At 63.8% G+C, this 18,360-nt stretch carries 16 protein-coding genes; 13 read left to right on the top strand and 3 right to left on the bottom strand.

Annotation, left to right across the window (positions count from 1 at the left end; all coding sequences use genetic code 11):
- Position 1 precedes the first annotated feature (1 nt).
- From murD to lpxC, 9 genes are all read left to right on the top strand, one after another.
- Positions 2–1,327, top strand: coding sequence for a UDP-N-acetylmuramoyl-L-alanine--D-glutamate ligase (murD, locus tag CRO06_RS11665; RefSeq protein ID WP_022995235.1), 1,326 nt, complete (start codon positions 2–4; stop codon positions 1,325–1,327).
- On the top strand, positions 1,320–2,474 hold the full coding sequence (ftsW, locus tag CRO06_RS11660; RefSeq protein ID WP_022995236.1) for a putative lipid II flippase FtsW: 1,155 nt from the start codon (positions 1,320–1,322) through the stop codon (positions 2,472–2,474). Before murD ends, ftsW begins: the two co-directional genes overlap by 8 nt.
- On the top strand, positions 2,471–3,538 hold the full coding sequence (gene murG, locus CRO06_RS11655; protein ID WP_022995237.1) for an undecaprenyldiphospho-muramoylpentapeptide beta-N-acetylglucosaminyltransferase: 1,068 nt from the start codon (positions 2,471–2,473) through the stop codon (positions 3,536–3,538). The genes ftsW and murG overlap by 4 nt, the downstream gene beginning before the upstream one ends.
- Entirely contained in the window at positions 3,528–4,979 is a 1,452-nt protein-coding gene (gene murC, locus CRO06_RS11650; RefSeq protein ID WP_022995238.1) for a UDP-N-acetylmuramate--L-alanine ligase, read from the top strand. Before murG ends, murC begins: the two co-directional genes overlap by 11 nt.
- Positions 4,979–5,941 carry a D-alanine--D-alanine ligase gene (locus CRO06_RS11645; RefSeq protein ID WP_051414213.1) on the top strand — a complete coding sequence of 321 codons (963 nt, stop codon included), beginning with the start codon at positions 4,979–4,981 and terminating at the stop codon, positions 5,939–5,941. Before murC ends, CRO06_RS11645 begins: the two co-directional genes overlap by 1 nt.
- Entirely contained in the window at positions 5,934–6,767 is an 834-nt protein-coding gene (locus CRO06_RS11640) for a cell division protein FtsQ/DivIB (RefSeq protein ID WP_244902819.1), read from the top strand. The genes CRO06_RS11645 and CRO06_RS11640 overlap by 8 nt, the downstream gene beginning before the upstream one ends.
- Before the next feature lie 19 nt (positions 6,768–6,786).
- Positions 6,787–8,022 (top strand): cell division protein FtsA, encoded by a 1,236-nt coding sequence (gene ftsA, locus CRO06_RS11635; RefSeq protein ID WP_026948624.1) that lies wholly within the window; start codon positions 6,787–6,789, stop codon positions 8,020–8,022.
- Between the two features lie 91 nt (positions 8,023–8,113).
- Complete coding sequence (ftsZ, locus tag CRO06_RS11630) at positions 8,114–9,277, top strand: cell division protein FtsZ (RefSeq protein ID WP_097058496.1); 1,164 nt, start codon at positions 8,114–8,116, stop codon at positions 9,275–9,277.
- A 137-nt stretch (positions 9,278–9,414) separates the two neighbouring features.
- Positions 9,415–10,329 carry a UDP-3-O-acyl-N-acetylglucosamine deacetylase gene (gene lpxC / locus CRO06_RS11625; protein WP_022995242.1) on the top strand — a complete coding sequence of 305 codons (915 nt, stop codon included), beginning with the start codon at positions 9,415–9,417 and terminating at the stop codon, positions 10,327–10,329.
- A gap of 79 nt (positions 10,330–10,408) precedes the next feature.
- Here the strand turns inward: lpxC and CRO06_RS11620 are convergent, their stop codons facing one another.
- Positions 10,409–10,873, bottom strand: coding sequence for a hypothetical protein (locus CRO06_RS11620; RefSeq protein WP_097058495.1), 465 nt, complete (start codon positions 10,871–10,873; stop codon positions 10,409–10,411).
- A gap of 238 nt (positions 10,874–11,111) precedes the next feature.
- On the opposite strand from CRO06_RS11620, the gene CRO06_RS11615 reads away from it, so the two are divergent.
- From CRO06_RS11615 to CRO06_RS11600, 4 genes are all read left to right on the top strand, one after another.
- On the top strand, positions 11,112–12,038 hold the full coding sequence (locus tag CRO06_RS11615; RefSeq protein ID WP_022995244.1) for a M23 family metallopeptidase: 927 nt from the start codon (positions 11,112–11,114) through the stop codon (positions 12,036–12,038).
- 185 nt (positions 12,039–12,223) lie between these two features.
- Positions 12,224–14,956 (top strand): preprotein translocase subunit SecA, encoded by a 2,733-nt coding sequence (gene secA / locus CRO06_RS11610; RefSeq protein WP_097058494.1) that lies wholly within the window; start codon positions 12,224–12,226, stop codon positions 14,954–14,956.
- Positions 14,957–15,143: 187 nt separating this feature from the next.
- Positions 15,144–16,349 (top strand): bifunctional glutamate N-acetyltransferase/amino-acid acetyltransferase ArgJ, encoded by a 1,206-nt coding sequence (gene argJ / locus CRO06_RS11605; RefSeq protein WP_097058493.1) that lies wholly within the window; start codon positions 15,144–15,146, stop codon positions 16,347–16,349.
- A gap of 2 nt (positions 16,350–16,351) precedes the next feature.
- Positions 16,352–17,302, top strand: coding sequence for a Nudix family hydrolase (locus CRO06_RS11600; RefSeq protein ID WP_097058492.1), 951 nt, complete (start codon positions 16,352–16,354; stop codon positions 17,300–17,302).
- Here the strand turns inward: CRO06_RS11600 and CRO06_RS11595 are convergent, their stop codons facing one another.
- Together CRO06_RS11595 and coaE are read right to left on the bottom strand one after the other, a co-directional pair.
- Positions 17,303–17,497, bottom strand: a complete 195-nt coding sequence (locus CRO06_RS11595; protein ID WP_022995248.1) for a DNA gyrase inhibitor YacG — start codon at positions 17,495–17,497, stop codon at positions 17,303–17,305.
- Positions 17,487–18,092, bottom strand: coding sequence for a dephospho-CoA kinase (gene coaE / locus CRO06_RS11590; RefSeq protein WP_022995249.1), 606 nt, complete (start codon positions 18,090–18,092; stop codon positions 17,487–17,489). The genes CRO06_RS11595 and coaE overlap by 11 nt, the downstream gene beginning before the upstream one ends.
- Positions 18,093–18,360 lie beyond the last annotated feature (268 nt).

Here is an 18,360-nt window from a genome sequence, read left to right as displayed (position 1 = left end):
GATGACGAAGGACGCGTTTGATCTGGTCATTGGCCTGGGTGTTTCCGGCCGCTCCGTGCTCCGCTATTTGCAGGGGCAGGGTATGGCCGTGCGCGCTCTCGACACCCGTCAGGCTCCGGCGGGCCTGGATGATCTGCACGCGGAATTCCCCAAACTGAAGGTGCATACCGGCGGCTTCAAGAAAGGCTGGATGGAACGTGCCCGCCGTTTGATCGTCAGCCCCGGCGTGGCGATTTCCACCCCGGCCATCGCCGCGCAGATCGCGGAAGGCAAGGAAGTGATCGGCGACATCGAACTGTTCGCCCGTGCCGCCAGCCGCCCGCTGGTGGCGATCACCGGTTCCAATGCCAAGAGCACCGTTACCACCCTGCTCGGTGAAGTGGCCGAAGCTTGCGGCCGTCAGCCGGGGGTTGGCGGCAACCTGGGAATCCCGGCGCTGGATCTGCTCGCCAGCGACGCCGGTCTGTACGTCCTGGAGCTGTCCAGCTTCCAGTTGGAGACCACCTACAGCCTGAATGCCCAGGTGGCCACGATCCTCAATGTGTCCCAGGACCATCTGGATCGCTACAACCGCTTCAGTGACTACCTGGCGGCCAAGCAGCGCATCTACGACGGCTGTCAGGTGGCGGTATGGAATCGCGATGACGTGGCCACCCGCCCTCAGGTGCCGGTGCCGCGGGAGGTGACCTTCGGCAGCCACCCGCAAGCGGACTATCGGCTCGACAGCGACCGGAACGCTCTGCTTTACAAGGGCGAAACCCTGTTGACGCTGGACCAGCTGACGCTCACCGGCCATCACAACGCCATGAACGTACTGGCGGTGCTGGCCATGGCCGATGCCCTGGGGCTGGAACGGGAGACCGCGCTGGCCACGGTGTGTGCGTTCCAGGGCTTGCCCCATCGCTGCCAGATGGTGGCGGAAGCCGGCGACGTGCGTTGGTTCAACGATTCCAAGGCCACCAATGTGGGCGCCACGCTGGCGGCGTTGACCGGCATTGGCGAAGCCATCAACGGCAAGGTGATTCTGATCGCCGGCGGGCAGGGCAAGGGGCAGGATTTCTCTCCGCTGGCGGAGCCTGCCCGGCAATACCTGCGCGCGGCGCTGCTGCTCGGTGAAGACGCGGACAAGGTGGCGGACGGTCTGATCGGCGTGCCTCGTGAACGGATCGAGACCATGGCCGAGGCGGTGACACGGGCGCGGCAACTGGCCCAGCCCGGTGACGCCGTGCTGCTGTCGCCGGCCTGCGCCTCCTTCGACATGTACAGCGGCTACACCGAACGCGGCGATGATTTCGCCCGGCATGCCCGGGAGGTGAGCCATGGCTAGTGTGCTGATGCGCCCGCGGGCCGGGCAGCTCGATCAGGTTTTGATGTGGTCGGCGATCGGTCTGACGCTGGTGGGGCTGGTGATGGTGACGTCCGCGTCGCTGCAGATCGCCGAAACCCGGCTGGATAACCCGTTCTATTACGGCATCCGCCATGGCACTTATTTGTTGATCAGCCTGGGCATCGGCGCCGCTGTGTACTGCTGTGTGCCGCTGGCACTGCTGGAGCGGCTGCGCTTCGCCATGCTGCCGGTGGCGGTGGTGGCGCTGGTTCTGGTGTTCGTCCCTGGTCTGGGCCGTGAAGTGAACGGCTCCACGCGCTGGATCGCGCTGCCGGGTATGACGATTCAGGCCTCCGAGATCGTCAAGCTGTGTTTCGTGCTTTACCTGGCCGGTTACGTGGCCCAGCGCAAGGCGGAACTGGAAACCCAGTGGAAGGCTTTTTTCGTGCCGCTGGGGGTGCTCGGGCTGCTGACTTTCATGCTGTTGCTGGAACCGGATTTCGGCGCCGTGGTGGTGCTCGGTATCACCACCATGGGCATGTTGTTCCTGGCCGGTGTGCCGACCCTGCGATTCCTGCTGATCGGGCTGGTGGCGGTGGGCCTGGCGGCCCTGGTGGCCGTGGCGGAGCCCTACCGGGTGGCGCGGCTGATGAGTTTTCTCGATCCCTGGGCGGATCAATACGGGTCCGGCTATCAGCTGACGCAGAGCCTGATCGCCTTTGGTCGCGGCCATTGGTTTGGCGTGGGTCTGGGTAACAGCGTGCAGAAACTGTTTTACCTGCCGGAAGCGCACACCGATTTCGTTTTCGCGGTGTTGGCGGAGGAGTGGGGGCTGTTCGGTACCTTGCTGCTGATTTTCGGCTTCGGCCTGCTCGGCTGGCGCGTGTTCCGTATCGGCCACAACCTGGAGCAACGGGGTTTTCTCTACCACGCCTATGTGGTTTACGGCATCGCCTTTGTGTTCTGCGCCCAGGCGTTCATCAATCTGGGAGTCAATATGGGTGTCCTGCCCACCAAGGGGCTGACTTTGCCTTTTGTCAGCTATGGCGGTTCTTCGCTGGTGATTTCCGCGGTGATGGTGGCGCTGGTATTGCGCGCCAGCGCGGAGCAGCAGGAACTGCAAGCGCGGGGGAGGGCGAAGCGATGAGCGGGACCATCCTGATCATGGCCGGCGGCACCGGTGGCCACGTTTTCCCCGCGCTGGCCGTGGCCGAGCAATTGCAGGCCGCCGGTTACCGCATCCTCTGGCTGGGTGCCGAGGACGGCATGGAAACGCGGCTGGTGCCGCGTTACGGCTTCCCGGTGGCGACCCTGGGCGTGGGACGGCTGCGCGGTGGCGGCCTCAAACGCAAATTGATCGGCCCACTGCAGTTGATCCGCGCGGTATGGCAGGCCCGGTCGGTGATTCGCCGCGAGCGGCCGGTGCTGGTGGTGGGCTTCGGTGGTTTCGTCAGCGCCCCCGGCGGTATCGCCGCGCGGCTGTGCGGCGTGCCTCTGGTGATTCACGAACAGAATGCGGTACCGGGAATGACCAACCGGTTGCTGGCCCGCTTCAGTGATCAGGTGCTGGAAGGCTTCGAAGGGGCCATGCCCGGCGCTATCTGGGTGGGTAATCCGGTACGCGAGGAGATCACCGGCCTGAACGATCCGGCCCAGCGCTACGCCAGCCGGCGCGGCCCCCTGCGGGTGCTGGTGCTGGGCGGCAGCCAGGGCGCTCTGGCCTTGAATCAGGATTTGCCGGAACTGCTGCTGGCCGCGCTGGGGCCACACCTGGAAGTGCGCCACCAATGTGGTCGTGGCCGCGCCGAGGAGGCCCGGCCGGTATACAAGGCGTTGGGGCTCAACGCCACGGTGACCGAATTCATCGATGACATGGCGCAGGCCTATGACTGGGCCGATCTGGTGGTCTGCCGTGCCGGCGCCCTGACCGTGGCGGAAGTGGCCGCCGCCGGCGTGGCGGCGTTGTTCGTGCCGCTGCCGACGGCGGTGGACGACCACCAGACTCTGAACGCCAACTGGCTGGTGGATCGTGGCGCCGCCCTGATGCTGCCGCAGCGGGATATGAACGCCAGCGCCCTGGCGCGCAGCCTGGCCGGCATGACCGAGCGGGACGCGCTGGCGGAACTCGCCTGCCGCGCCCGTCAACTGGCCATCGCCGACAGCGCCGAGCGAGTGGCCCGACTTTGTGAGGAGGTGGCCGATGGCCGATAACGTCGCCGCCAGTAACCAGGCCGCCAACAGCCATGTGGTGCCGGAGATGCGGCGCATTCGCGGCATCCATTTTGTCGGCATCGGCGGCGCCGGGATGTGCGGTATCGCCGAGGTGCTGGCCAACCAGGGCTACCAGGTCAGCGGCAGTGACATCAAGGAGTCGCCGGTGGTGGTACGTCTGCGCCGGCTGGGCGTGCGCGTGGACATTGGCCACCGCGCCGAGAACATTGAAGACGCCGACGTGGTGGTGACCTCCACCGCGGTGAGCGCGGATAACGTGGAAGTGGCGCGTGCCCACGAGTTGCGTATCCCGGTGGTGCCGAGAGCGCAGATGCTGGCGGAGCTGATGCGCTTCCGTCACGGCATCGCGGTGGCCGGTACCCACGGCAAGACCACCACTACTTCCATGGTGGCGGCGATTCTCGGTGAGGCCGGACTGGACCCGACTTTTGTCATCGGCGGCCGTCTCAACAGTGCCGGCACCAACGCCCGCCTGGGTCAGAGCCGTTATCTGGTGGCCGAGGCGGACGAGTCCGATGCCAGCTTCCTGCACCTGCAGCCGATGAGCGCCATCGTCACCAACATCGATGCCGACCATATGCACACCTACGGCGGTGATTTCGCCCGCCTGGAGAATACCTTCATCGAGTTTCTCCACAATCTGCCGTTCTACGGCGTGGCGGTGATGTGCGTCGATGATCCGGTGGTGCGCCGGTTACTGCCGCGGGTGAACCGGCAGGTGATCCGCTACGGCTTCGACGAGGACGCGGATCTGCGCGCCGAAGCGGTCAGCGCCCACGGCATGAGCACCAGTTTCCGGGTGGTGCGCGCCGAGGGTGAACCGCTGGAGATCACTCTGAACATGCCGGGGCGTCACAACATTCTGAATGCGCTGGCGGCGATTGCCGTGGCCAGTGATGAAGGGGCTCCGGATGAGGCCATCGTGCGTGCCCTGAACGGCTTTAGCGGGGTGGGCCGGCGCTTCGATGTGCTTGGTGAATACCCCTGCCAGGGCGGCGGCGCCACCCTGGTGGACGATTACGGTCACCACCCCCGGGAAGTGGCCGCCACCGTGGCGGCGATCCGCGAGGGCTGGCCGCAACGGCGGCTGGTGATGCTGTTTCAGCCGCACCGTTATACCCGGACCCAGGACCTTTACGAGGATTTCGTCGAGGTGCTGTCGCGGGTGGATGTGCTGCTGATGCTGGAAGTGTATGCCGCCGGCGAGGAGCCGGTGCCGGGCGCCGACGCTCGTGCCCTGTGTCGCAGTATCCGTCAGCGCGGCCAGGTGGAACCGGTGTTCGTCGACGACCCGGCGAAACTGCCCGCCTTGCTGGAGAACCTGCTGCGCGACGGTGATCTGCTGGTGACCCAGGGGGCCGGTAACGTGGGAACGATCGCGCGGGATCTGGCCGAGCGGGTGAGAGGAGAACGGTCATGATGATCGATAACGCCATGAAACAACGATTGGCACGCATCGGTCGGGTGGCGGTGCTGGCCGGCGGCAGCTCGGCCGAGCGCCCGGTATCCCTGAAAAGCGGTGCCGAGGTCCATCAGGCGCTGCGCCAATTGGGATTGATCGCTGAGTTGGTGGATCCGTCGGAAGTGGGGGTCGAAACCCTCAAGGGCTTTGACGTGGCCTTCATCGCCTTGCACGGCCGTGGTGGCGAGGACGGCGTGATCCAGGGCGTGCTGGAACATCTCGGTGTGCCGTACACCGGCTCCGGGGTGATGGCCTCGGCCATCGGCATGGACAAGGTGCGCAGCAAATGGCTGTGGAAAGGCGTTGGTCTGCCGACTCCGGCGTTCCATGTGGTGGGCGCGGATGATGACGGCGAGGCGCTGGCCGAATTGGGTTTCCCGCTGATGGTGAAGCCGGCCCATGAGGGTTCCTCCATTGGCATGGCCAAGGTGGAAGACGAGACGCAACTGCGCAGGGCGCTGGATGACGCCCGCCAGTACGACAGCGAAGTGCTGGTGGAGGCCTGGGTCAATGGCCCCGAGTACACCGTTTCCGTGGTTGGTGAGCAGGTGTTGCCGGCGATCCGGTTGAAGACACCGAATCAGTTCTATGACTACGAGGCCAAGTACCAGTCCAACAGCACCGAGTACCTGTGTCCGGCGGGGCTCAGCGACGAGGACGAGAGCGAACTGCGGGCGCTGTCGCTGCGGGCCTTCAAGGTGGTGGGTTGCCAGGGCTGGGGGCGCGTCGATGTGATGCGTGACGAACAGGGTCGCTGGCAACTGCTGGAAGTGAACACGGTGCCCGGCATGACCGACCACAGCCTGGTGCCGATGGCCGCCCGTGCCGCCGGTGATGAGTTCCCGATTCTGGTGGCGCGGATTCTGTTGGACGCGGTGGACCGGTTCCCGCCGCGCAAAGGAGGTAAACGCCGTGGCTAAGGCGCCTCGCCGTCAAAAGGGAGCGCAACCACGTTCCCGTGGTGCTTCCAGCGTCCGGCGCAAGACGCCCCGGGTGCCGCTGCGTGAGCGCCTGGCGGCGGCGGTGCCGGCGGTGCTGGTGGCCCTGGTGGCGGCGGTGCTGGTGGGCGGTGTGATTTACCTGCCACGGGTATTGGATCACTACCCGGTGCGCAAGGTGGGCGTGGACGGTGTCACCGATGTCCGCCGTCAGCAGCAGGTGCAGACCAAGCTGGCTGCCCTGGTGCGTGACGCCAACTACTTTACCGCGCCATTGGACCGGATCTATGACCAGGCGCGGGAACTGAGCTGGGTGGCGGACGTCTCGGTGCGGCGCCAGTGGCCGGATACCGTGGTGCTCACCGTTACCGAGCGGGAACCGGTGGCGGTATGGAACGAGACCTTGCTGGTCTCCAATACCGGCGAACCGTTCAAGGCGTTGAAGCAGTACGACCTTTCCGGGCTGTCGCGCTTGAACGGACCGGAGCAACGGCTCGACGAAGTAATGAGTTACTACCACAGCATGGCCAAGCTGCTCAGCGACATTGGCCTGGGGATCGAGCGGATGGAGGTGAACGCGCGTCTCACCGCCCGCCTGACCCTGAATAACAACATGCAGTTGGTGGTGGATCGGGAACAGTACGTGAACAAGCTGCGCCGCTTCGTGCGGTTGTACCGCGGGGTGCTGAGCACCGACAGTCGCGGCGTGGCCCGGGTGGATCTGCGCTACGCCGATGGCGTGGCGGTCACCTGGCGGGATGACCAGGACGCGCAAGCGGCATCCGCCCGCCGGGCGGGCAAAGTATAACGGATCGAGGCAGGCGCTAATGGCGAACGCAATGGACAACATGATCGTGGGACTGGACATCGGTACCTCCAAGGTGGTGGCGATCGTCGGTCAGGTGACCAGCGAAGGCACCGTCGAGGTGGTGGGCCTTGGGTCGCAGCCCTCCCGCGGCATGAAGAAAGGCGTGGTGGTGGATATCGAGGCCACGGTGCGCTCGATCCAGCGGGCGGTGGAGGAGGCGGAGCTGATGGCCGGCTGCCAGATCCACTCGGTCTACGCCGGCATCGCCGGATCCCACGTGCGCAGCCTCAACTCCCACGGCATTGTCGCCATCCGTGACCGGGAGGTGATGCAGGCGGATATCGACCGCGTCATCGACGCCGCCCAGGCGGTGGCGATTCCGGCGGACCAGAAGACCCTGCATGTGCTGCCGCAGGAATACGTGGTGGACAACCAGGAAGGAGTGCGCGAACCGGTGGGCATGAGCGGGGTGCGTCTGGAAGCCAAGGTGCACCTGGTGACCTGCGCCGTGAACGCCGCCCAGAACGTGGAAAAATGCGTGCGCCGCTGCGGTCTCGAAGTGGAGGACATCATCCTCGAGCAACTGGCCAGCGCCTATTCGGTGCTTACCGAGGACGAGCGTGAATTGGGCGTATGTATCGTCGACATCGGCGGCGGCACCACCGATATCGCCATCTTCACCGAAGGGGCGATCCGCCACACCGCCAATATTCCGATTGCCGGTGATCAGGTCACCAACGATATCGCCATGGCGCTGCGCACGCCGAAACAGCACGCCGACGAGATCAAGATCAAGTACGCCTGCGCGCTGACGCAACTGGCCGGCGCCGACGAAACCATCAAGGTGCCGAGCGTCGGCGACCGGCCGCCACGGACCCTCAGCCGCCAGAATCTGGCCGAGGTGGTGGAGCCGCGTTACGACGAGCTGTTCACCCTGATCCAGGCGGAAATCCGCCGGTCCGGGTACGAGGACCTGATCCCCGGCGGCATCGTGCTCACCGGCGGCTCCTCCAAGATCGAAGGCGCGGTGGAACTGGCGGAGGAAATTTTCCATATGCCGGTGCGGCTGGGTACGCCGCAGGGCGTGGCCGGGCTCACCGATGTGGTGCGCAACCCGATTTATTCCACTTCCGTGGGCTTGCTGCTCTACGGGCTGCGGATGGAAAAGGAAGGCTTGAGCGCGCGCGCCCAGGCCGGTGGTGGACAGGTGAACTGGGTCGAGCGCTTCAAGCGCTGGTTCCAGGGCAATTTCTAAGTCGATTTGCAACGGTTTCAGGCCCGGCCGCCAAGGCGGCCGGAATTGAAAAAACAGCAGTACCAGGGAAGCAACAAGCGGGAGATCAATTATGCAATTCAAACTGGAAGATTCCGTACCCCATGGCGCGGTGATCAAAGTGGTGGGCGTTGGTGGCGGCGGCGGCAACGCCGTGGACCACATGGTGCGCTCTAACGTGGAAGGCGTGGATTTCATTTGCGCCAATACCGACGCACAGGCCCTGCGCAACTCCTCGGCCAAGACCGTGATTCAGCTGGGCAGCCAGGTGACCAAGGGTCTGGGTGCCGGTGCCAACCCGGAAATCGGCCGGCAGGCGGCGCTGGAGGACCGTGACCGCATCGCCGAGTTGCTCGACGGCGCGGACATGGTATTCGTCACCGCCGGCATGGGCGGTGGTACCGGTACCGGCGCGGCGCCGGTGGTGGCCGAGATCGCCAAGGAACTGGGTATCCTCACGGTGGCGGTGGTGACCAAACCGTTCCCGTTCGAGGGCAAGAAGCGCATGCGCTCCGCCCAGGAAGGCATCCAGGCTCTGCGTGACCAGGTGCACTCCCTGATCACCATCCCCAACGAGAAGCTGCAGTCGGTGCTGGGCGGTTCCACCACCCTGCTGGACGCGTTCAAAGCGGCCAACGAAGTACTGCAGGGCGCGGTGAAAGGGATCGCCGACCTGATCGTCCGGCCCGGTATGATCAACGTCGACTTCGCCGACGTGCGCACGGTGATGAGTGAGCTGGGTACCGCTATGATGGGCACCGGTATCGCCACCGGCGACAACCGAGCCGCCGAAGCCGCTCAGGCCGCCATTTCCAGCCCGCTGCTGGAGGATGTGGATCTGCGTGGCGCCCGCGGCATCCTGATCAACATCACCGCCAACGAGTCCATCGCTCTGGATGAGTTCTCCGAGGTGGGTGACATCGTCAGCGAGCTGGCCAGCGAGGAAGCCAATGTGATCATCGGCACGGCCATCGATCCGGATATGGGCGACAATATCAGCGTAACGGTGGTCGCCACCGGTTTGGGTGCCCAGCAGGAACTGAAAGTGGTGCGTGGCCGTCAGAACCCTCTGGGCGCGGAAGGCCGGGTCGATTACAACGACCTGGAGCGTCCCGCCGTCGAGCGCCGTCGTGCCGTGCAGCAAAGCATGGGCGGTTCCGGCCGTGGCGCGGTGAATACCGCGGAAGATCTGGACTTCATTGATATCCCGACCTTCCTCCGCCGTCAGGCCGACTGACGGCGGCGCGGCTAACGGCGCGATAGGCACGGTCAATGGTGCGGTAAGGGGATTTTGGGTATACTTATCCTCTTATAACGCTTCGAGGATGGCAGTATCCTTATTTTTCAGGATACCGGTAGCTTTGTGACGGATCGATGATCAGACAACGAACACTCAAAAACGTAATCCGCGCCACCGGCGTAGGGTTGCATACCGGTGAGAAAGTCTACCTGACGGTACGTCCGGCGCCGGTGGACACTGGCATCGTGTTTCGCCGCGTGGATCTGGACCCGGTAGTGGAGATCAAGGCGGGGGCCCACAGTGTGGGCGAAACCACCTTGTCCACGACCCTGGTGCAGAACGGCGTCAAGGTGGGCACGGTTGAGCATTTGCTCTCCGCCATGGCGGGGCTGGGAGTCGATAACGCCTATGTGGAGTTGTCGGCACCGGAAGTCCCGATCATGGATGGCAGTGCCGGGCCCTTCGTGTTCCTGCTGCAGTCCGCGGGTATCCGTGAGCAGGAGGCGGCCAAGAAGTTCATCCGGATCAAGAAGAAGGTGACGGTGAAAGAAGGCGACAAGGTTGCCACTTTCGTGCCTTTTGACGGGTTCAAGGTGACTTTCTCGATCGAATTCGACCACCCGGTCTTCGAGGAACGCGATCAGCTGGCGAGCATCGATTTCTCCACGACCTCGTTCGTGAAGGAAGTGGCGCGCGCCCGGACCTTCGGGTTCATGCGTGATATCGAGTTCCTGCGCAGCCAGAACCTGGCGTTGGGCGGCAGTGTCGACAATGCCATCGTGGTGGACGAATACCGCATCCTTAACGAGGACGGTCTGCGTTACGACGACGAATTCGTGAAGCACAAGATGCTGGACGCCATCGGCGACCTGTATCAGTTGGGCTACAGCCTGATTGGCGAATTCGTGGGCCACAAGTCCGGTCACGCTTTGAACAACGCCCTGCTGCGCGAACTGCTGAGCCAGCCGGACGCCTACGAAGTGGTGACGTTCGAGGACGCTGACGCGGCGCCGATCTCCTACGCTGGACCTTTGGCCACCGCCGAATAACGGTGCGCTTCCCCGATCCACCCCGGCCACCCTCCCGCGGCCGGGGTGGGCAATTACGCCCTCCAAATGACCCTTTTCGTCACTTTTTGACCCGGCTGGCCAATCGGGCCAGGGCCTCACGCAGGCCCGGATCGTCCATGTCACGCGCCGCGCGAGCAATATGAGCCGCACTTTCCTCATCCAGAACCGGCCCCATGGCACGGTATTTGCCTTCATCCATGGCGTGCGTGGAGGAGCCGCCGTCAAGCTGGCGCCGCCCGGTCACCACGATTTTGACGCTGGCGCCGCCGGGCAGAGCCCGTTGCAGCCGGGGCAGATGGAAGCGCAACAACTGCGCGGTGGCGCTGTTTTCCACCAGCGCCAGCCAGCGCTGCGATTCTTCCACCAGCATGACCCGGTCACGCAGCGCGGGCGGCAGGCACGCTCGCGGATCCCGGCTTTGAGAGGGCGCGGGCTGGGCGCGGGCATTGGACGCCAGCCGCCCCAGTCTGGGGTGGCGTTTGAGCAGCGCCCCGAGGTTTTGGGGCCGGTTTGTGTTGGCCATGGTATTTCCTTACACTACCCGGCTAATTGTAAAAAAAACGATAAGTCTCTCGCCAGCTACACCGGGCTCGTCGAACCACGGCCAGACCATAACCGGCCGGGTGGCACGAAGGAAACCGGGGAGACCAGCGGGGGACGGTGCCGCCCGGCACCACCGGCATTGTCATTTATGAATGGATATTCCGTGGGCCCTCGGACCGTTGGCCTGAAGACTTTTTGGAAGGGGTGTTTCCACACTCATGAACATCATATGGCTTAACAGCAAGGGCGGCCATGCCCGATCGGTGCAGTTGTCCCGATCCTGGCTGTATCTGGCGCTTTTCATAATGGTGGCGCTGCCGGTGGCCCTGGGTACCGGCGCTTATTGGCTGAATTACAAACTGGCGCCGCCGGCGTACACCGAAGCCGTGGCCGAGCGGTTCCAGAGCGAACTTGACGAGCAGAAGCGTGAAGTGGCGGACCTGTCCCGTCTCAGCGCGGAACAGTTTCGCGCCTTGACCCTGCAACTGGCGGACACCGAAGCACGACTGGTGCGTCTGGATGCTCTCGGGGAACGTCTGGTGGACGTGGCCGGCATCGACAGCCAGGAATTCGATTTCAGCAGCGCCCCGGCCATCGGCGGTCCGGAAGTGGAGGGCAGCAGCAGCTTTACGCCGCCGTCGTTCATGCAGGAGCTGGAGCGGGTGACCAGTGCTTTGCAGCGGCGCGAGCAACAGTTGGACATCCTGGAAAAGCTGTTGGCCAATCGCCAGCTCAAGGATGAAACCTTCCTGTCCGGCCGGCCGATTCCGCATGGCTGGATGTCCAGCCGCTATGGCCGCCGCACCGATCCGTTCAGTGGCCGGGTGGCCTGGCACAAGGGCGTGGATTTCGCCGCCCGGGACGGGTCGCCGATCATTGCCACCGCGTCCGGTGTCGTCACCTTCGCTGGCAAGAAAACCGGCTACGGGCAGTTGGTGGAAATCAATCACGGTAACGGTATCAGTTCCCGCTATGCCCACGCCAAGAGTGTCACCGTGGAAGTGGGAGATATCGTGCGCACCGGTGATACCGTCGCTATCGTCGGCACCAGCGGCCGTTCCACCGGTCCCCATGTGCACTATGAAGTGTTGAAGAACGGCCAGCAGGTGGATCCCTCCCCCTATATTGCCCGGGCGCGCCGCTAACGGCGGAAGCGGGTGAGAACCGGGGTGCTGTCAAGCGCCCCCAATGGCCCGGGGCCGTCACCCGGGTCTTGATTCCTCCGCCCAAGGCTTGAATTATGGTCGCCCCTACCCAATCTCGTGAGTAGAATGATCCCTCCTTAGCGCGGGGCGCTCTGCTCCACCCATTGAGAAAAAACGGACGTTTCATGCTGTCTTCCATCGCAAAGAAAGTCTTCGGCACCAAGAATGACCGTGAACTCAAGCGTATGAGCCGCCTGGTCACGGCGATCAACGCGCTTGGTGACGACATGGCCAAACTGGATGACGAGGCGCTGAAAGCCAAGACTGGCGAATTGAGGGCCGCCTTCGCCGAGGGCAAGACGCTGGATGAACTGTTGCCGGAAGCGTTCGCCGTGGTCCGCGAGGCCGCCACCCGTATCATGGGGATGCGCCATTTCGATGTGCAGCTGCTGGGCGGGATCGCGTTGCACGAGGGGCGTATCGCCGAGATGCGTACTGGTGAAGGTAAAACTCTCACCGCGACCTTGCCGGCTTACCTCAACGCCCTGTCCGGTCTGGGCGTGCACGTGGTGACCGTGAACGAATACCTGGCCGAGCGGGACGCCAACTGGATGCGTCCCCTGTACGAGTTTCTCGGCCTCAGCGTCGGCATTATTTACTCCCAGCAGCCGGCGCCGGAAAAACGCGAAGCCTATGGTTCCGACATTATTTACGGTACCAACAATGAATACGGCTTCGACTATCTGCGTGACAACATGGCGTTCCGGTTGGAAGACCGGGTGCAACGCAAACTCAATTTCGCCATCGTCGATGAAGTGGACTCCATCCTCATCGACGAAGCCCGTACCCCGTTGATCATTTCCGGCCCCGCTTCCGATTCCTCCGAACTGTATCGCCAGGTCAATCTGCTGATGCCGCGGCTCCGGCCGCAGCCGGAAGAGGGCGATGAAACAGGTCACTATGTGATCGATGAAAAGCAGCGGCAGGTGGAACTGACCGAGGAAGGCCACCAACTGATTGAGTCGTTGCTGGTGGAGAACGATCTGCTGGAGCAAGGGGAGAGCCTGTACGCGGCCCATAACCTGACGCTGCTTCATCACGTGCACGCCGCCCTCAAGGCCCACGCCTTGTTCCACCGGGACCGGGAGTATGTGGTGCAGAATGACCAGATCGTCATCGTCGACGAGCACACCGGCCGGACCATGCCGGGCCGGCGCTGGTCCGACGGCATCCACCAGGCGGTGGAAGCCAAGGAAGGGGTGCGCATCCAGCAGGAGAACCAGACGCTCGCCTCGACCACGTTCCAGAACTACTTCCGCCTTTACGACAAACTCTCCGGCATGACCGGTACCGCCGACACCGAGGCAGTGGAGTTTCGCCAGATCTACGGCATGGACGTGGTGGTGATCCCCACCAACCGTCCGATGGCGCGGATCGACGCCAACGATCTGGTCTACCTGACACTGAAGGAAAAATTCGAAGCGATCGTCGACGAGGTGAAACAGTGTGTCGAGAAAGGCGCGCCGGTGCTGGTGGGTACCGCCACCATCGAGGCCTCCGAATACCTGTCCCATCGCCTCAATCAGGACAAGATCAAACACCAGGTGCTGAACGCCAAGCAGCACGAACGTGAAGCCCAGATCATTGCTCAGGCCGGCCGGCCGGGCACCGTGACCATCGCCACCAACATGGCCGGCCGCGGTACCGATATCGTGCTCGGCGGCAATCCCGAGGAGCAGATCAAGCATCTCGAGGATCCGGATGGGGCGGAGGCGCAGAAGATCCGGGAGGAATGGCGGGACAATCACGCCAGGGTGCTGGAGGCCGGCGGCCTGCATATCATCGGCTCCGAGCGGCACGAATCCCGCCGTATCGACAACCAGCTGCGTGGCCGCGCCGGCCGTCAGGGCGATCCGGGTTACACCCGCTTTTTCCTGTCCATGGAAGATGACCTGATGCGCATCTTCGCCTCCGACCGGGTACGTAACATGATGCGTTCACTGGGTCTGAAGGACGGAGAGGCCATCGAGCACCGCTGGGTGACCCGTGCCATCGAGAATGCCCAGCGCAAGGTGGAAGCGCGCAACTTCGATATCCGGAAGAACCTGCTTGAATACGATAACGTGGCCAATGACCAGCGCCGCGTGGTGTACAGCCAGCGCGAGCAGATTCTGGAATCCGAGAGCCTGGCGTCTTCCATTGAGAGCATCCGCCGTGACGTGATGCCGGATGAAATTCATGCCTACATGCCGCCCGGTTCGGTGGAAGATCAGTGGGATGTGGATGGACTGGAGCGTACCCTGGCGAGCGAGTACAGCTGCCGGGCACCGGTAAGCCAGTGGTTGAAGGAAGATACCGGGCTGCACATCGACGGGGTGGTGGAAAAGGTCATCGAGACCATGGAAGAGGAATACCGCCGCAAGGAGCAGGAAGTTGGCGAGGAAACCCTGCGCCAGATCGAAAAACACCTGATGCTGCAGATCCTTGACCGTCATTGGAAAGATCATCTGGCCAGCATGGATCATCTGCGCCAGGGCATCCACTTGCGCGGCTATGCGCAGAAGAACCCGAAACAGGAATACAAGAAGGAAGCCTTCGAGCTGTTCCAGGCCATGCTGAATCAGATCCAGCACGAGCTGATTCGCGTGCTGCATAATTTCGAGGTGCGGCGCGACGACGAAGTGGAACGGCTGGAAGCCCAGCGCCAGGAAGAAGCCCGGATACAGGCGGAGCGGATGAAGGCGCAACAAGAGCAGATGGCCGCGCCCACCGCGTCCGGCGACGGTATCCAGACCCAGGGGCCGCCGCGGGTGGCCCAGCCGGTGGTACGCGAAGGCCGCAAAGTGGGCCGCAATGAACCCTGTATTTGCGGTTCCGGCAAGAAGTACAAGCACTGCTGCGGCCGTCTGGAAACGTGATCATGGCGGTTCCCCGCGAGGGGAGAGCGCTTTCCCATCCAACCCCGCCATCGGCGGGGTTGGTGCGTTCGGGGGCCTTGCCCCTTTCGGGGGCCTTGCCCCTTTCGGCCCGGAAAGGCCATGCTATCAATCAGGGTCGCGAACAGGTGGCCCGCATCATTCCATGACCCTTGGTGAAGGATCGAACATGACGCAGTCGCAGTGGTTTCCGGTGGCCGGCGTGCGCCTGGCCGCGGTGGAAGCGGGCATTAAAAAAGCCCAACGTAAGGACCTGGTGGTGATCGAGCTGGCGCCGGGCAGCCGTGCCGCCGGCGTATTCACCCGCAACCGCTTCCAGGCCGCGCCGGTACAGGTGGCACGCCGTAACCTGACGGAAAAAGCGCCTCGCTACCTGATGATCAACACCGGCTATGCCAATGCCGGTACCGGTGACAAGGGGCTGGCTCTGTGTGAGGAGACCTGCGTGCTGCTGTCGGAGCTGGCTCTGTGCCACCCGGCTGAAGTGCTGCCGTTTTCCACCGGCGTGATTGGTGAACCGTTCGCCATGGAACCGTTCGAAAACGGCTTGCCGGCGGCGCTGGAGACTCTTGATGAGCATGGCTGGGGGCGTGCCGCCGAAGGCATCATGACCACCGACACGGTGCCGAAAGTGGCCAGCCGCCGCCTGGAGCTTGGCGGTGTGCCGGTGAACATCACCGGCATCGCCAAGGGAGCGGGCATGATCAAACCGAACATGGCCACCATGCTGGGTTACATCGCCACCGACGCGGATATCGCCAAGCCGTTGCTGGATCGCTGGGTGCGCCAGTTGGCGGATGCTTCGTTTAATCGCATCACCGTGGATGGTGACACCTCCACCAATGACGCCTGCATTCTGATCGCCACCGGCCAGTCCGGGGCGGCGCCGATCGAGCAGCAGGACAGCGAGGCTGCCCGCTTGGTGTTCCAGGCGCTGGAGCAGGTGTTCGTGGAGCTGGCCCAGGCCCTGATCCGCGATGCTGAGGGGGCCTCCAAGTTCGTTGAGATTCAAGTGGAAGGCGCCGCCAGCGACGGTGATGCCCTGGTGGTGGCGGAAACCATTGCTCATTCCCCGCTGGTCAAAACCGCCCTGTTTGCCTCCGACCCCAACTGGGGCCGTATTCTGGCCGCTGTGGGGCGCGCGCCGATCGATACCCTTGACGTGAGCCGGGTGGCGATCTGGCTGGATGAGGTTCGTATCGTCAATGAAGGTGGCGTCGACGATGAGTACACCGAGGAACGCGGCGCCGCCGTCATGGCGCGTCCGGAAATCACCATCCGTGTGGACCTGGCGGCGGGAGCGGGCCGGGGGCAAATGTGGACCTGTGATTTCAGCTATGACTACGTGAAAATCAACGCCGAGTATCGTACCTGACCATGTCTGATTCCCATGAGAGCCTTCCGGAAATCACCGTGGTGGCGGGCATTATTCGCGACGGAGACGGACGCTTGTGTCTGAGCCGCCGCCCGGAGCACAAGCATCAGGGCGGGCTTTGGGAGTTCCCGGGAGGCAAGGTGGAGCCGGGAGAGGCTCTCGACGTTGCCCTGGCCCGCGAACTGCATGAGGAGCTTGGGCTGGATGTGACCGGATGCGAGCCGTTCATGACCGTGCGCCACCGCTACCCGGACCTCAAGGTCACCCTGCATTTCCGTGAGGTGCGGCGCTACAGCGGCGAGCCCCACGGCCGCGAGGGCCAGCCGGTGGAGTGGGTGCCGCTGGCCGATATCACCGAGCGCGCGTTTCCCGCCGCCAATCGCCCAGTGGCGCTGGCACTGAGACTGCCGCCGGAGTGGGTGGTGGTGCCCGAGGGGCTCGAGGAGCCAGCCGTGGTCCAGGGGTTGGAGCGGCTGGACCCGCGACGGCAGGGTGTGTATCTGCGTGGCTGGAGTCAGGGTCCGGCACTGCCGAGGCTGGCGGCGTGCTGCCGTGAACGGGGCCTGCCTTTCTGGGTCCGGGATGATGCGGCGCTGGCGGCGCGGGAAGGGGCCGCCGGATTGCATCTGAGCCGCCGGGCTCTGATGGCCGCGTCGACGGTGGAACTGAACGGGTTTACCGGCGTGATCTCCGCCGCATGCCACGATGCCGCGGCCCTGGAGCAGGCTCTGGCGCTGGATATCCCCATGGCGGTGGTATCGCCGGTGGCGGCCACCGCCACGCATCCCGATGTGGCGCCCATGGGATGGGGCGGTTTCGCCGCGCTCACCGAAGGGCGGCCGCTGGTGTTTTATGCCCTGGGCGGGTTGTCCCCGGATGATCTGAGCACGGCCCGGGAGCACGGCGCCTATGGCGTCGCCGGTATCCGCGCCTTCTGGCCCGGGGTGGATTGACTACCGCTCCGGGTCGTCGAGATCGTCCACCGGCGCGTTCGGATCCCCCGGAATCACATGTTGCTCCGAGGCCCAGGCACCCAGATCGATCATCTTGCAGCGTTCGCTGCAAAACGGCCGCCAGGGATTGTCGTCCCAGCGGGTGGGTTTCTTGCAATGGGGACAGGGGTAGATGCGAGTGGTGTTATCCGCCATGGCGTCGGGCTAACTCCAGATAACGTTGATGCAGTTGTTCCAGTTGCTGATGAAGCCGCTCCAGGGGACCGTCGTTGGTCACCACGTCGTGGGCCCGGGCCAGGCGTTCTTCCCGTGACAGCTGGGCACGCATGATCGCCTCCACCTGCTCCATGGGGACCTGATCCCGATTCACGGTGCGGGCCACCTGAATTTCACCGGGCACGTCGACCACCAGAACGCGATGGGTCATGTCCTTTTGCCGCCCTTCCAGCAGCAAAGGCGAGACCAGCACGGTGTAGTCGCTATCGCTGTCCTGGATCTGCCGGCGCAGCTCGTCGCCGATGGCCGGATGGGTAATCGCTTCCAACTCCCGCCGAGCCTGATCGTTGCTGAATACGATATCGCGCAGAGCCCGGCGATTGAGTGTGCCGTCTTCCTGCAATATCCGCTCGCCGAACCGATCGACGATGGCATGGAGTGCCGGTTGCCCCGGCTCCACCACGATCCGGGATGCCTGATCCGCATCGACGATGGTAATGCCCAGACGGGCCAGGAAATCGGTGGCGGCGGTTTTACCACTGCCAATGCCACCGGTGACGCCTACCACATACATGCTCTGTCTCCACCCGGAACTGGTCTGCAAACTACACGGCGGAGCCGGAAAAATCCAGAACGCCGCCTCCCCGGGCTGCCGTCGGCCTCTTGGCCATAAAGGGGTTGCCACGAAGCCGCTGTGGGAGCTTGCTTGCAAGCGAATCTTTCCCTGAAACACAATTCGCTTGCAGGCAAGCTTGTATGGTTACCCGGCAAGTCTTAGAAAGAAGAGACTTGTCGGGGTGGAGGGACCAGGCAAGCTTCTGACCCTAGGGTACAGACTGTGG

This window comes from Alloalcanivorax xenomutans, assembly GCF_900217905.1.
Classification (GTDB): Bacteria; Pseudomonadota; Gammaproteobacteria; order Pseudomonadales; family Alcanivoracaceae; genus Alloalcanivorax; species Alloalcanivorax xenomutans.
This window is presented reverse-complemented; position numbering and strand designations above follow the sequence as displayed.